Origin of the sequence: Proteiniphilum sp. UBA5463 (assembly GCF_002427225.1) — a bacterium.
Taxonomy (GTDB): Bacteria; Bacteroidota; Bacteroidia; order Bacteroidales; family Dysgonomonadaceae; genus Proteiniphilum; species Proteiniphilum propionicum.
This window is the reverse complement of record NZ_DIQL01000017.1, coordinates 1-14,153: the sequence shown is the minus strand read 5'-3', so window position 1 is coordinate 14,153 and position 14,153 is coordinate 1. Positions and strand designations below refer to the sequence as shown.

General features: G+C 39.5%; 13 protein-coding genes and 2 tRNA genes. 10 read left to right on the top strand and 5 right to left on the bottom strand.

Translation table 11 applies throughout. From position 1 onward, the window contains the following. Positions 1-40 precede the first annotated feature (40 nt). The 5 genes from B3B27_RS03380 (at position 41) to B3B27_RS03360 (ending at position 3,296) form a co-directional block, all read left to right on the top strand. Positions 41-1,006, top strand: a complete 966-nt coding sequence (locus B3B27_RS03380) for an aldo/keto reductase (protein WP_238868952.1) — start codon at positions 41-43, stop codon at positions 1,004-1,006. Between the two features lie 48 nt (positions 1,007-1,054). After that, the gene (locus tag B3B27_RS03375; RefSeq protein ID WP_238868953.1) at positions 1,055-1,528 is read left to right on the top strand and encodes a hypothetical protein; all 474 of its coding nucleotides are present in this window, start codon (positions 1,055-1,057) and stop codon (positions 1,526-1,528) included. A 142-nt stretch (positions 1,529-1,670) separates the two neighbouring features. After that, positions 1,671-2,888 (top strand): cation:proton antiporter, encoded by a 1,218-nt coding sequence (locus B3B27_RS03370; protein WP_238868955.1) that lies wholly within the window; start codon positions 1,671-1,673, stop codon positions 2,886-2,888. Positions 2,889-3,130: 242 nt separating this feature from the next. After that, a tRNA-Gly gene (locus tag B3B27_RS03365) sits at positions 3,131-3,206 on the top strand. A gap of 5 nt (positions 3,207-3,211) precedes the next feature. Then, positions 3,212-3,296 (top strand) — tRNA-Leu (locus B3B27_RS03360). A 495-nt stretch (positions 3,297-3,791) separates the two neighbouring features. Here B3B27_RS03360 and B3B27_RS03355 read toward each other — a convergent pair. Together B3B27_RS03355 and pepE are read right to left on the bottom strand one after the other, a co-directional pair. Continuing rightward, the gene (locus B3B27_RS03355; protein ID WP_238869077.1) at positions 3,792-4,169 is read right to left on the bottom strand and encodes a Na+/H+ antiporter NhaA; all 378 of its coding nucleotides are present in this window, start codon (positions 4,167-4,169) and stop codon (positions 3,792-3,794) included. Positions 4,170-4,194: 25 nt separating this feature from the next. Further along, a complete protein-coding gene (gene pepE, locus B3B27_RS03350) occupies positions 4,195-4,902 on the bottom strand; it encodes a dipeptidase PepE (protein WP_238869078.1) in 708 nt (235 codons plus the stop codon). A gap of 111 nt (positions 4,903-5,013) precedes the next feature. Here pepE and B3B27_RS03345 point away from each other — a divergent pair, with 111 nt between their 5' ends. Further along, the gene (locus B3B27_RS03345) at positions 5,014-5,679 is read left to right on the top strand and encodes a DNA alkylation repair protein (RefSeq protein WP_238869081.1); all 666 of its coding nucleotides are present in this window, start codon (positions 5,014-5,016) and stop codon (positions 5,677-5,679) included. Here the strand turns inward: B3B27_RS03345 and B3B27_RS03340 are convergent. Both B3B27_RS03340 and rlmH read right to left on the bottom strand, forming a co-directional pair. Beyond that, positions 5,676-5,861, bottom strand: a complete 186-nt coding sequence (locus tag B3B27_RS03340; RefSeq protein WP_238869083.1) for a hypothetical protein — start codon at positions 5,859-5,861, stop codon at positions 5,676-5,678. The two genes, B3B27_RS03345 and B3B27_RS03340, sit on opposite strands and share 4 nt — an antisense overlap. 79 nt (positions 5,862-5,940) lie before the next feature. Beyond that, entirely contained in the window at positions 5,941-6,414 is a 474-nt protein-coding gene (gene rlmH, locus B3B27_RS03335; protein ID WP_238869085.1) for a 23S rRNA (pseudouridine(1915)-N(3))-methyltransferase RlmH, read from the bottom strand. 240 nt (positions 6,415-6,654) lie between these two features. Between rlmH and nadC the strand changes: the two genes are divergently transcribed. The 4 genes from nadC (at position 6,655) to B3B27_RS03315 (ending at position 11,807) form a co-directional block, all read left to right on the top strand. Then, positions 6,655-7,500 (top strand): carboxylating nicotinate-nucleotide diphosphorylase, encoded by an 846-nt coding sequence (nadC, locus tag B3B27_RS03330; RefSeq protein ID WP_238869429.1) that lies wholly within the window; start codon positions 6,655-6,657, stop codon positions 7,498-7,500. A 94-nt stretch (positions 7,501-7,594) separates the two neighbouring features. After that, positions 7,595-8,029: a dCMP deaminase family protein gene (locus B3B27_RS03325; RefSeq protein ID WP_238869089.1), complete on the top strand. Its 435-nt coding sequence runs from the start codon at positions 7,595-7,597 to the stop codon at positions 8,027-8,029. 13 nt (positions 8,030-8,042) lie between these two features. Next, positions 8,043-9,677, top strand: coding sequence for a S41 family peptidase (locus B3B27_RS03320; protein ID WP_238869090.1), 1,635 nt, complete (start codon positions 8,043-8,045; stop codon positions 9,675-9,677). Positions 9,678-9,854: 177 nt separating this feature from the next. After that, positions 9,855-11,807, top strand: a complete 1,953-nt coding sequence (locus B3B27_RS03315; protein ID WP_407681787.1) for a polysaccharide biosynthesis protein — start codon at positions 9,855-9,857, stop codon at positions 11,805-11,807. 9 nt (positions 11,808-11,816) lie between these two features. Here the strand turns inward: B3B27_RS03315 and B3B27_RS03310 are convergent, their stop codons facing one another. Then, positions 11,817-13,655 carry an ABC transporter ATP-binding protein gene (locus B3B27_RS03310; protein ID WP_238869093.1) on the bottom strand — a complete coding sequence of 613 codons (1,839 nt, stop codon included), beginning with the start codon at positions 13,653-13,655 and terminating at the stop codon, positions 11,817-11,819. Between the last annotated feature and the right edge of the window lie 498 nt (positions 13,656-14,153).

The window sequence follows — 14,153 nt, the reverse complement described above, 5'->3', positions numbered from 1 at the left end:
AATATAGTAATATAAATTTCACCTTTTAACAACATATACTATGGATTATTCTTATTGTGGAACAAGTGGAGTGCAACTGCCCAAAATATCGTTGGGGCTATGGCACAATTTCGGATTTACAGACGATTATAAAATGGCTCGCGAAATGATTGTTTATGCTTTTGAACAAGGTATAACACACTTCGACCTGGCAAATAATTACGGGCCTCCTCCGGGATCAGCTGAATCAAATTTCGGGAAAATATTGAAAGAGAATCTACTTTCTCATCGTGATGAGATGATTATCTCTTCAAAGGCAGGTCATCTAATGTGGGAAGGTCCCTACGGTGACGGATCGTCAAGAAAGTATATCATGGCGAGTATTGATCAGAGCCTAAAAAGGACAGGTCTGGAATATTTTGATATTTTTTATTCGCATCGTTACGATCCTAACACGCCTGTAGAAGAAACCATGCAGGCACTTGTGGATATTGTTCGCCAGGGTAAAGCATTATATGTAGGCATATCAAAGTATCCTCCCGAAGTGGCGCAAAAGTCGTTGAATTATTTGAAAGACAGAGATGTGCCTTGTCTTATTTTTCAGGACAAGTACAGTATGTTTAACCGAAAGCCTGAAGAGGAAATATTTAGGATAACAGAGGAGTATGGAGCTGGTTTTATAGCATTTTCACCACTGGCACAGGGATTACTCACTAATAAATATCTGAATGGCATTCCTGAATATTCTCGTGCGGCAGACCCGACAGGATTTCTACAGAGGGAGCAGGTCACTCAAACACTTGTTGATAAAGTGAGACAGTTAAAAGAAATTGCAAACCAACGCGGGCAAACAATGGCTGAGATGGCTCTTGCTTGGGCATTAAGGGATAAAAGAGTAACCTCCCTTATAGTGGGTTCGCGTAACGTGGAACAACTAAAAGATAACATTAACGCCTTGCAAAACCTCATTTTTTCAAATGAAGAATTGGTGTTGATAGATAATATTCTTGACGGGGCTACGTTATAATGAGAAAGGCTATAACTCAAAGAGTAGGCGAAAGTATTAAATATCAAAATGATGAAGAGAGTTGCACCCGCTATTATGCTGATTATTATGGTTTTATCATCGTGTGTAGATGAGGCTCCTCGCCACTCGATTCCTTTTGCCCCTGTAAATTTCAGAATTGATCTGAACAGTTATGATATAGCACTGAAAAATGCAATGTCTTATAAGATATTTTCAGAGAAAGATCGCCGTTTTGCTTCCGACCGGTTTGGTTTTTCTGGTATATTGGCTGTTACAGATGCAACCGGAGCATCAATCTATGCATATGATCTCTGCTGTCCGTATGAAGACAATAAGACAATAAGAGTTGATCCGGATTACGACCCTACCGGATATAACGGAAAAGCCTGTTGCCCCTCGTGTGGAAGCATATTTGTTCTTATGTATGGATTAGGAAGTGTTGAGTCGGGACCGGCTAAGGAGCCGTTGCAGAGATATACTGTGATGCCCCTTCACGGTGACAGTTATCGTATTGTGAATTGACGTATTAAAAAAAAGATCATTATAACAGTTCTTAACGCTCTTTGTGTTGCGTTGAGAACTGCTTTTTTTTTATCTTTGCGCCGATTTTTTTACGGGTATAATCTTTCGCGGAATTTCAATTATACCCTAATACCCTTACTTGATGAGAAAAGTCTTTATATTTTCATTTTTACTGGTTATCGGTCTTATTCTGTCACAGCTTGTTCCCCATCTATTTGGCAATAACTTTCATACATTTAAAACAATAACTGATGGGTTACTGTATATTTCACTAGCATTTATAATGATAAATGTTGGGCGGGAGTTTGAGATCAATAAAAAACAATGGCGTAGCTATGCGACTGATTATCTGGTTGCAATGGGCGCAGCTGCACTCCCCTGGATATTGGTTGCACTTTATTATCTGTTTGTTATAATTCCAACTTCTATGGATTTGTGGAAAGATAGTAGTGCATGGAAAGAGGTCTTCCTTTTAAGTAGGTATGCAGCGCCTACATCGGCAGGTATTCTTTTTACAATGCTTGCAGCGGCGAAGCTTTCGCATACCTGGGTTTATAAGAAAGTGCAGGTTCTGGCTATATTTGATGATCTGGATACAATTCTGTTGATGATACCGCTTCAGATTCTGATGATAGGTATGCGCTGGCAGATGTTTGTCATTCTTGTTGTTGCAATCTTGTTAATTTGGGTGGGATGGAAAAAAATGAACAGTTATAATCTCCGTCATGACTGGCAGGCCGTTTTGTTCTATTCATTTATTCTTTTCTCGGTTATCGAGGTGATTTATCTTGTATCGAAATATCTTTATGGAGATTCCGGAACTATACATATAGAGATTCTGCTTCCTGCATTCATCCTGGGAATGATTATGAAAGCAGACCATGGTTCGAAGACTCATGCAACAACCCAAACGGGAGAGAAGATTGCAGCATTTATCTCCTATTTATTTATGCTTCTAGTTGGGTTAAGCATGCCTCTCTTTTTGGGCGTAAACTTAGCGCATACTGCTGGAAACTCGAATGCAATTATCTCTCAATTACCTATGTTCTCGTGGAATATGCTCATTTTACATGTTATTGTAGTGACCATGATATCCAATATCGGTAAGCTTTTTCCACTGTTTTTCTACAGAGACAGGTCAGTTGGAGAGAGACTTGCCGTATCAATAGGGATGTTTACCCGTGGAGAGGTAGGTGCCGGTGTATTGTTTATTGCAATAGGGTATCATATAAGTGGAGTCTTATTGGTAGTCTCGGTACTTACAATGTGTCTGAATCTGCTTCTGACCGGATTTTTCATTGGTATTGCCAAGAAGCTAACCTTTTCCAGCTCTCCTGAACTGAAAGTAGTGAGCGGTTAGTAACAACATTGAAAGATATTTTGGGTTATTCTTTTAAAATCTCTCTAAAATACTTTGAAAAAAGGATAAACATCTTTACATTTGCACTCGCAAAAATGATATGATTCCGGAGCGGGCTTTTTTTGCGGAAGTAGCTCAGGATCGGTAGAGCACGACCTTGCCCCAAAGAATCAGGAAATGGAACCGGGCTTGGCAAGGATTCTGCAAATGAGAAAGTTGTTCTTTATTTAGTTGTAAATATCGCGGAAGTAGCTCAGTTGGTAGAGCACGACCTTGCCAAGGTCGGGGTCGCGGGTTCGAGTCCCGTCTTCCGCTCCAGGTCCGCTCGGATGGTGGAATGGTAGACACGCAAGACTTAAAATCTTGTGGCCATTATAGGCTGTGCGGGTTCAAGTCCCGCTCCGAGTACTCTGAAAGGCTGCAAATCTATTGATTTGCAGCCTTTTATGTTTCTCCGTGGCGCCAAAGGGGCGCCCAGCTCAACGCAACAAAAACTTTAAACATCTTTAACGGTCGTATAATAATTTGAGGGAAAATTCCCAATATTTTCCTTTTTATCGTTATTTTTGCCAATGATGTTATTTTGAAATAATTCATGGAATCATTTTTTCTCCGCCAAGTTTTGCCATTGCATTCTTGAGTCTGTTCCAAAAACCCCATTTTACCAATTTCACCCCCTTTACAAGGTGTTGTGAATGGGGTGTTTTTCAAGAAAAAGACTTATCAGAGCGGACTCATTCTTTAAAATATAAATTATTGCCACTTTATTACAGCTATATTAATAACCAGACAACTTCTAATTTTGGTGTCGAACTTAATCTTTATCGACATTCATCGTTACACCCTGCATGGAGTGTAAGGTTTAGGGATTAATCTTAATATGGCTCTTGCACGCTTTGATCTCTAATGCTTTAACTTTTGTTCCTTTATGCTGTGGAATATTTTAAACCATGTATAACTCACCATCATTGCCAATCCAGAAGCAGTAAGTATAGCCAGCTTGGCCGTGTCGCGGAGCATTGTGTTTCCGGGAAATGCCAGGTTCGACACGAAGATTAACATCGTAAAGCCTATTCCCGCAAGTATTCCAATTCCAATAAATTGAAACCGGTTTACAGGAGTTGCCAACCGCACAAGCCTTAGTTTGGTTAAAATAAATACAGCCAGAGTGATACCCAATGGTTTCCCAAGGAATAATCCTGAAATAATGCCCAGTGATAAGGAAGATCCAAAGTTGGCAATCGATTCAGATGGCTGCAAGACTGCCTGTCGTGAGCTCATCGTTGATAATTAATATACTCCAAAATCAGTGTAGGAGAAAACTGAAATCGTCTTCATTTGATAGCTCCAGAGGTTCCTGACCATATTTGAAGATACGTGCTTTTCGGTTTCCTGCAAGTGTCAGCTCTTCATCTTCGAGGAGAAGCATGGTGCCTTCACGCAGGCCCACAACGTATATACTCCTGTTTACTTCAATGAACTCTTTTATTCGTGTTTCGCGGGTCTCGCCACCGTGGTTTGCGGGATGATCGTCAAGATAATGAGGATTAATCTGAAATGGTATCAGATTAAGCGTCTTAAACTTTTCAGGCTCCACAATAGGCATATCGTTGGTTGTCATAAGAGTAGGACAGGCAATATTTGATCCGGCACTCCATCCGATATACGGAGTCCCCTTTTTTACTTTTTTACGGATCGCTTTTGTTAACTTGTTATTCTGAAGCATTTTCACCAGTTGCCATGTGTTCCCGCCTCCAACTACTATTGCATCGGCGTTCTCAATAGCCTCCACCTGATTTAAGAAGCGATGGATGCTTGTAACATGATGCCCTATCTCGGCAAAACGTGTGTTTACTTTCTCTTCATACTCTTCAAACGAAAATGTGACAGCAGCGTAAGGGATGAAAACGGCATTTATTGCTTTTTTACCCAGAAATTCTTTAATATGGTTTTTGGAATATTCCAAATATCCTTCTCCTGGATTTGTTGAGTTGCTGATTAATAGGAGTTTCATTGTAATTATTTTTTCAATTAAAATGCAAATGTAATAAAATGAAGTATGAAAATTGTTGTTTTAGCGATGAATAACGTACTTTTGCAAGTAATTTTATTTAAAAAAATAACTGTGGAACAAATTTTACAAAAAATCCGCACCGATTTACGTTTGTCCATGAATGGTGTCATTGCCTCCAGTATGAGGAGTAAGGGGATTGACTTCCGGATGATTTTTGGTGTGGAGATACCCAAGCTAAAACAGATTGCAGCCAGTTACAAATCTGACAAGATACTGGCGGAAGCGTTGTGGGAAGAGGATGTACGTGAGATGAAAATACTGGCAACCATGTTGTTCCCGCCCGATAAGCTTACTAAAGAAGCAGCTGATAGATGGGTAACCGGAATTGTTAATCAGGAGATTCGCGAACAGATATGTAAAAATCTTTTCCAGGAGGTCGATTTTTCTGATGATTTAGTCAGGGAATGGGCTAGGAGCGATGATGAAAGTGTACGTACTACAGGTTATTGGTTGTTTGCAAGATTGTGCATCATTCGCTCCGAATCTGTACATGGGATAGATATGGATGAGTTGCTGGAAGATGTTATAACCGACTTAAGAGGAGCATCACTGTTTTTGCGTCAATCGGCTTTGAATGCATTGAAATTTTACGGTAGAATATCACATGGCAACGCAGAAAAAATTCTGAGCAGTGTTGTGTCTTTTAAAAATTCCGATATCATACCAGAACGGGAGATGTTCGATCAGCTTCGATTTGAATTCGGATATTATAGTTAGCCTTTGTAATTCTTTTTGATAAAAAACATAGACAGGAACAGGTTCAATATCAGGAATCCACCGCTTCCGGCGAAGAAGAATCCTTTCCATTTAGGAAAAACTAATAGTGACACCACTGAAAATATTGCAATAATTGCAATAATAATCCACATTACAGTAAATATTGTTTTTTTCTGTGTCATCGTATCTCACTTTTTTACAAAAATAATAAAAAATATTCAGCCAAGCTCCATTTTTTATCCAATTCGTGGTAAATGATTTTCAATCATGATGATAAGGCTCGTTGTTTAAAATGGTTAAAGCCCTGTAAAGCTGTTCTGTAAAAACAAGCCTGACCATTTGGTGTGTAAAGGTCATTTTAGAGAGTGAAAATCTCTCATTTGCTTTATCGTACATATCTTGTGAAAATCCATAAGGGCCTCCAGCAATAAAAACCAGTCGTTTATGAACGTAGTGTGTTCTTTTTTCTATGAATCCGGCAAACTCCACAGAAGAGTACTGTTTGCCTTTATCATCGAGTAAAACTATATGATCTGATGGCTGCAGTAGTTTAAGTATACTGTTTCCCTCTTGTATCTTTTGTTCTTTTTCAGAGAGGCTTTTCGTGTTTTTAACATCAGGTACGGTCTTTATTTCGAACTCAATGTAAAAATTCACTCTTCTGTTATACTGCTCTATAATTTTTGAGAAAAAAGGATCATCCGTTTTTCCTACAGATATTAAAATGATCTTCAACCTCTTATTGAAATATTATATGTTAGACAGTTAAAATTAGAGTAGCTGGTCCCATGCTATCATAAAGTTTCTTGTTTTTTGTAGTATTGCATTGAAAAATGCGCTAGAAGCATGAAAAAAGCCTTTATAGGTACAAAGTTAGTTGATTATTTTGTATTTTTGCGCTGTTATTAACGTGAAATTATAACAAAAAGGGCATTTGCGTTGTTTATTGTGAAATGTCTCTATTTCGTTTTTATGATGGAAGAAAAAGAATTGGTTCATAACCTTATTAAATTGGCTTTTGCCGAAGATATTGGCGATGGAGACCATACCACCCTGTGCAGTATTCCCGATACGGAAACTGGACAATCGAGACTGTTGATAAAGGAAGATGGTGTTCTTGCAGGCGTGGAAGTGGCCAAAGAGGTTTTTAATATATTCGACCGGGATTTGCGGGTGGAAGTTTTTATACATGATGGTACGCATGTCAAACCGGGCGATGTTGCGTTTGTTGTTTCAGGCAAGGTGCGGTCGATTCTTCAAACTGAACGCCTGGTGTTAAACCTAATGCAGCGGATGAGTGGCATTGCTACCATCACAAATAGTTATGTAAAGTTGCTGGAAGGTACCGGTACCAAGGTGCTCGACACCCGAAAAACCACACCAGGCATGCGTATATTTGAAAAGCAAGCAGTAAAGATCGGCGGAGGTGAGAATCACAGAATTGGTCTTTTTGACATGATACTTCTTAAAGACAATCATGTTGATTTTGCGGGGGGAATTGAAAAAGCTATTACCGGCGCTCATCAGTACCTGAAAAAAAATAATAAAGAACTTAAAATTGAAATTGAGGTAAGGAATCTTGATGAACTGGAAGAGGTTCTTAGAGTAGGCGGCGTAGACAGGATAATGCTTGACAATTTCAACCCCGAAAAGACCAGGGATGCGGTGAAAAGAGTTAACGGACTGGTTGAGCTTGAATCATCAGGAGGAATTACCATAGAGACAATTCGCGAATATGCCGAAACAGGTGTGGATTATATATCTGTTGGCGCATTGACTCACTCGGTGAAGAGTCTCGACATGAGTTTGAAAGCAGTTTGACAAGGTGCGTGGTGAGTCTGCGGCTTGTACTCACCCCAGTAAGCAGGTAATCAGATATGGTTATCTAAAACTTTTTGTTATAAAAAAATAATCGATGAAACAAAACGAAAATAAACAGGAATTGCTTGATAAAAGGTATATGCGTATGGCTTTTATCTGGGCAGAGAATTCGTACTGTAAGCGCAGGAAGGTAGGTGCTCTCCTGGTGAAAGATAAAATGATAATTTCCGACGGTTATAACGGAACGCCGTCAGGTTTTGAAAACGTATGTGAAGATGAGAATGATATTTCCAAACCATATGTGCTTCATGCAGAGGCAAATGCTATTACAAAGGTGGCTCGTTCGGGGAACAGTAGTGATGGGGCAACACTTTATGTAACCTCATCACCATGTATTGAATGTGCCAAGCTGATAATACAGGCCGGAATAAAAAGGGTTGTATATTCCGATTCTTACAGGCTAAGTGATGGAGTTGATCTTTTGAAAAGGGTGAATATTGAACTTGTTTCGGTAAATATTGATAAATAAAGAAAGGGATTGAATGGATTCAGAAAAAAAAATACGGACATGGTTACCTCTTTGTCTTGGTATCGGAATTGCACTGGGAATATTTATAGGAAGTAAATATGGGCAATATGGAAGATCAGGCGGGGTGGAAGGTTCCGGTAAAATTGACGCAGTGTTGAACTATATCCGTGAATCATACGTAGATACAGTCAATATGCGTCAACTTGTGGAAGATGCACTGCCAAATATTATACATGAGCTGGATCCACACTCCGAGTATATTTCGGCTGCAGATATGAAGAGGGTTAATGAAGACCTCGAGGGCCACTTCTCTGGTATAGGCGTCAGTTTCTATGTATTAAAAGACACAATTGTGGTTACGGGCATTGTACCCGGAGGCCCTTCTGAAGCAGCCGGTATTAAGCCGTGGGACAGAATTGTGGAAGTGAACGATTCTCTGGTTGCAGGGAAAAAGATCCAGAACGAAGATGTATTGAAGGTCCTTCGTGGTGAAAAAGGCTCTGAGGTGAAACTGGGAATAAGAAGGGATAATGGCAACGACTTGCATGAAATAACCGTTACCCGTGGCGATATTCCGATGAGCAGTGTGAATGCATCCTATATACTTAGGGATAAAATAGGTTTTATCAAGCTTGGAAGGAACTTCGGATTTAATACATTCAGCGAATTTATATCAGCTATTTCAAAGTTGAAAAGTCAGGGAGCTTCATCTTTTATAATTGATTTGAGAGGAAATGCAGGTGGTTCACTTGAAATTGTGGTAGCCATGATTAACGAGTTTTTAAATAAAGGCGAACTAATAGTTTATACGGAAGGGCGGAGTTTCCCGCGGACCGACAATTACGCCAACGGCTCTGGGACATGCAAAAATGATGATGTGGTTGTGCTTATTGATGAGTTAAGTGCTTCGGCAAGTGAAATCTTTGCCGGTGCCATTCAGGATCACGACAGGGGGTTGGTAATTGGCAGACGCTCATTCGGAAAAGGACTGGTACAGAGCCAGCGTAATTTCCCTGACGGATCGGCAATAAGGCTCACCGTTGCCAGATATTACACAGCATCAGGCAGATCCATTCAGCGCGGGTATGAAAAAGGAAAGTATGACGAGTATGAGATGGATGCCATAAATCGTTATATTGAGGGCAATTACGTTAATGTAGATACAATATCGAATAACCTGATTCCTTTTAAAACTAAGGGTGGCAGAACCGTTTATGGAGGAGATGGCATTATGCCCGATATCTTTGTTGCACGTGATACTAGCGGTATCAACTCTTATTACAATCTTATTGTAAACAACCGGCTGGATGAGAGATACGCAATGATATATTCCGACATGTACAAAAAAAGGCTAAGCAGTTTTGAAACATGGCCGGACCTCTACAAACATTTGCGTCAGCAGCCGCTTCTTATGAATCTAGTAAGCTTTGCCGATAATAACGGAATAAGAAGAAGGCCCTACTATATTCAGGAGTCGAGCGAACTTCTTGAGAATGTGATGTGTGCATATATTGTGAGAAATTTCTTCGGAGAAGAGGCTTTTTGGGAGGCATATTATAAAGATGATCAGCTTATAAAGAAAGGAATTGAGCTGATTGAAACAGGCAATGCCACACGTGAATCTATAATCAATGAAACCTATAAATAAATTTCGTGATGAGCTTAGCCCGTAATAAGTAATTTTTCAACGCAACGTTGTATTTACTCTTTAGCGAGTCGAATGGTTCGGCCCGAGGTATATTTTTTAAAAGATTGCATCATTTATTAGCTGGAATACTTTTTTGATTGTTTTATTTTTGAGTCCAGCTAGCCTTAAAATAAATTCATCATGGGTAAATTTTTACAGAATTTTTTGTCAAGCAAGGTTTTGTCAAGATCCTCGATTTTTGTAATCGATATTTTCATGGTCGTTTTTTCATGTATGACCATGTATTTTGTTAAATATGGCTTCAGCAGTTTTACTTCAGAGGTGAGAGTTGACAGTACTACTTTGTGTTTTCTTCTTATACTTTTTAATACCATCACATTTATTTCATTTCGTACATTTAGCGGTATTTTACGGTTTTCATCTTTTACTGACCTTCTTAGGATTATTTATGCATTGGGTTTGGGTTATGGGCTTACCTTCCTTGCTGTGCTTTTTCTGAGGAGGTTCATTCCCGCTTTTCATCTCACCAATGTAACTTTTGTAGCAATATTTTTTCTGAATATCTTTTTAATGATATTTTCGCGTATTTTGGTAAAGGAGGTCTATGAAACAATTGTCGGCAGAAGCTTCAAGCCTGTAAATGTTTTTATCTACGGTACCAAGCAGGCCGGTATAAGTGTGGCTAAGGCTTTAAAAGGCAACAATGAATTCAATTACCGTGTACTTGGATTTATTTCCGACGAAAGTCATATGATTGGAAAAGAGTTGATGGGAGTGGCCATTTATGCCAATAACGATAATCTCTTCAGAACAATGGAAAGTAAAGATGTGAAGACCATTATTGTATCGCCTCAAAAGATGGAAGAGATTAAAGATTCCGATATGTTGGGTAATTTTGTTGATCATAACATTTCTTTATTTACCACTGTCCCTTTGAACGAATGGAATGGAAAATTCATGGGCAAAGAACAATTGAAGGATATCCAGATTGAAGATCTGCTTCCACGTGATCCCATTCAAATCAATATGGTTGAGATTGCCTCCAACATTGAAGGTAAACGTGTGATGGTAACCGGAGCTGCCGGCTCTATTGGAAGTGAGATTGTACGCCAGGTGGCCAGGTTTAATCCATATAGCATTATCCTGATTGACCAGGCCGAAACGCCGTTACACGACATGCGTAGAGAGTTGAGAAACAACTGGCGGGAGTTACATACTGAGATCATCGTTGCAGACGTAAGTAATACGTCGAGGATGGAAAAGATTTTCGCCAAAACACGTCCCCAATACATTTTTCATGCAGCAGCCTATAAGCATGTACCTATGATGGAGGATAACGTTTCGGAGTCGGTTCAGACAAATATCCTTGGAACCAAAATAGTTACTGATCTTGCCGTAAAGTACAATGCGAACAAGTTTGTGATGGTCTCAACGGACAAAGCCGTGAATCCCTCAAATGTGATGGGATGCTCCAAAAGAATATGCGAGATATATGTACAGTCGATGGCAAAGCATCTAGAAAAAGCAGGGCGAAAAACAACCCAGTTCATCACAACACGTTTCGGAAATGTGCTGGGATCAAATGGTTCTGTAATTCCTCTCTTCAAAGAACAGATAAAAGAGGGAGGCCCGGTAACTGTTACTCATCCTGAGATTATCCGCTATTTTATGACAATTCCCGAAGCTTGTCAGCTAGTGTTGGAGGCCGGAGCTATGGGAAAGGGAGGAGAGATTTATATTTTCGATATGGGTAAGCCTGTAAAAATAATTGATCTGGCCAAGAGAATGATCAGGTTGTCAGGGTCAAAGAATATAAAGATCGAGTTTACCGGATTGCGTCATGGCGAGAAGCTTTACGAAGAGTTGCTGAACAATGCCGAGCATACAAAGCCTACCCATCATGAGAAAATAATGATTGCCAACGTGAGGGAGTATGAATATTCAGAGGTATCCCATATGATTGATTCACTTATAAATGTCTCTTACGAGTATGATGATATGCGTACGGTTAAAAAGATGAAAGAGATAGTCCCGGAATTCCGGAGTATAAACTCACCATTTGAAGTTGTTGACAGGTTGTTAGATAAGATGTCGGAAGAGGCTTCTTTTGTCCATTTTTCTAAAGAATAGGCACAGATATTATTCGCTGAAGTCGATCTGCATATCACATAGCTTTGTGTAATAGCCTCCAAGCTCATAAAGAGATGTATGCTTCCCCGATTCTACTATCTTTCCCTCATTCATCACATAAATTACGTCGGCATTCTTGATAGTTGACAGCCTGTGGGCAATCACTATTGTTGTGCGGTTTCTCATAAGGTTTTCCAATGCCTCCTGTACTAGTCTCTCCGAATCTGTATCCAGAGCAGAAGTGGCTTCATCCAGAATCAGGATTTCAGGATCTTTTAAAATAGCCCTTGCAATGCTTATACGTTGCCTCTGGCCACCTGAAAGTTTTCCGCCCCTATCTCCTATATTTGAGTGGTATCCCTTCTCTGTTGCCATGATAAAGTCGTGTGCATTTGCTATCTTGGCTGCTTCAATAATCTGGCTCTCTTTTGCATCAGCAACACCAAAAGCGATGTTATTGTAAAAAGTGTCATTAAAGAGTATCGCTTCCTGGTTCACATAACCTATAAGTGATCGCAAGTCCCGTAGTCTAACATCTTTTATGTTTATACCGTCGATATATACACCGCCTTTCTGAATATCATAGAAACGTGGCAACAGATCGGCCATTGTGGATTTACCCGAACCAGATTGTCCTACCAGGGCTATGGTTTGCCCCTTCTCAATATTCAGGCTTACTCCCTCTATTACCCAGTCGTTTTTATATCTGAACCAAATATCTTTATAGTTTATATTCTTATTGAAAGATATTTTTGATGGTTGTTCAGGATCACAGATAGTATTCTTCGCATCCAGTATTTTGTCGATACGTTCCATTGATGCAAGGCCGCGTTGTACTGCATAGGCCGACTTAGAGAATTCTTTGGCCGGATTGATGATACTGTAGAAAATTGTCAGATAGTAAATAAAAGTTGCGGCATCTATTATACCGTTTCCGCTTAGGATTAGCGACCCTCCAAACCAAAGCACAATAGCAATTGTAATGGTGCCTAACAGTTCACTCATTGGATGCGCCAGCTGCTGCCTGCGGGCTATCCTGTTTGACATTCTCCTGAAATCATCGCTACCGGCACAAAATCGTCTTGAAATTTTGTTTTCTGCATTAAACGCCTTTATGACCCTTAAGCCACTTAAAGTCTCCTCCACCTGCGACATTAGCTCACCCCACCTGTTTTGTGCATCGAGAGAACTCCTTTTCAGGGTTTTGCCCACCTGCCCCATTACATAGCCCATAACTGGCAGAACAACTAGTACAAAAAGTGTGAGCTGCCAGCTTAATATTGTCATTGTAGTAAGATAGATAAGTATGAGTATGGGATTTTTGAACAGCATATCAAGTGAGCTCATTACAGAATTCTCTACCTCATTCACATCTCCGGATATTCTTGCCAGTATATCACCTTTTCTCTCCTCAGTGAAAAAGCCGATGGGTAGTGTGAGAATCTTGTCGTTTATCCGGTTCCGGATATCTTTCACCACGCCGGTTCTTACTGGAATGATGAAATACGACCCTAAATAAGCAGTACCTGTTTTCAAAAATGTCATTACAATGAGTATGATTGCCAGTGCCATCAATGTAAAACTGCTGCCATGAGTATCAATAAGCTGAGTAACATACCAGTTTACATTGTTAAGCGTGGTATCTACAAAAGAGTAGTCTGTCCCTTTCCAGGGGATGAATGAAAATGTTTTTGTATTCACCTTGAATAAAACCTGAAGAATAGGAATAATTGTCGCCAATGAAAAGACATTCAGTATGGCGGTTAGTATGTTGAGTACAAATGCCAGGAAAACATATTTCTTATAAGGTGGCAGAAACCGTCTTAAAATATTGAAGATACCTTTCATCTAATGTAAGCTTTTGAAATTGTTGTAGCCCGAACAGGGGCGTATCAAGATTTTGTGCGAAGATAGTCATAAAATATTATACGTTTTCAAAAAATCCTATTTTATCTCGAATGATGAACCGATGGTGGTCCTGAAAAAGCTCTGTGATGACCCTGTGATGACCCAGCCGCGTCCCATCCATATCCATCCATGATCTGTTGATGATCCGGTGAACTTCGGGAATAACTCTGGAAAAATCTCATTTTTTATCTTTTTTTCCGCTGTTTGTTGGCTGCAGCAAATAATATTTACTAGGGTAATGCTATTGCCAGTAATGGCACGATATAACTAGAAATGACTCCTACGCTCATTATTTATTGAAAAAAGTTGATTTTTTTTACTTTTTTAATTACCTGATTATCTTGTTTGTGAATCGATAATTGGAGAATTTTGAAAAAAAAGTATTAAATTATTCGCTTTTTAGTTTGCACAGTAAAAAAACAATCTCTATCTTTGCAC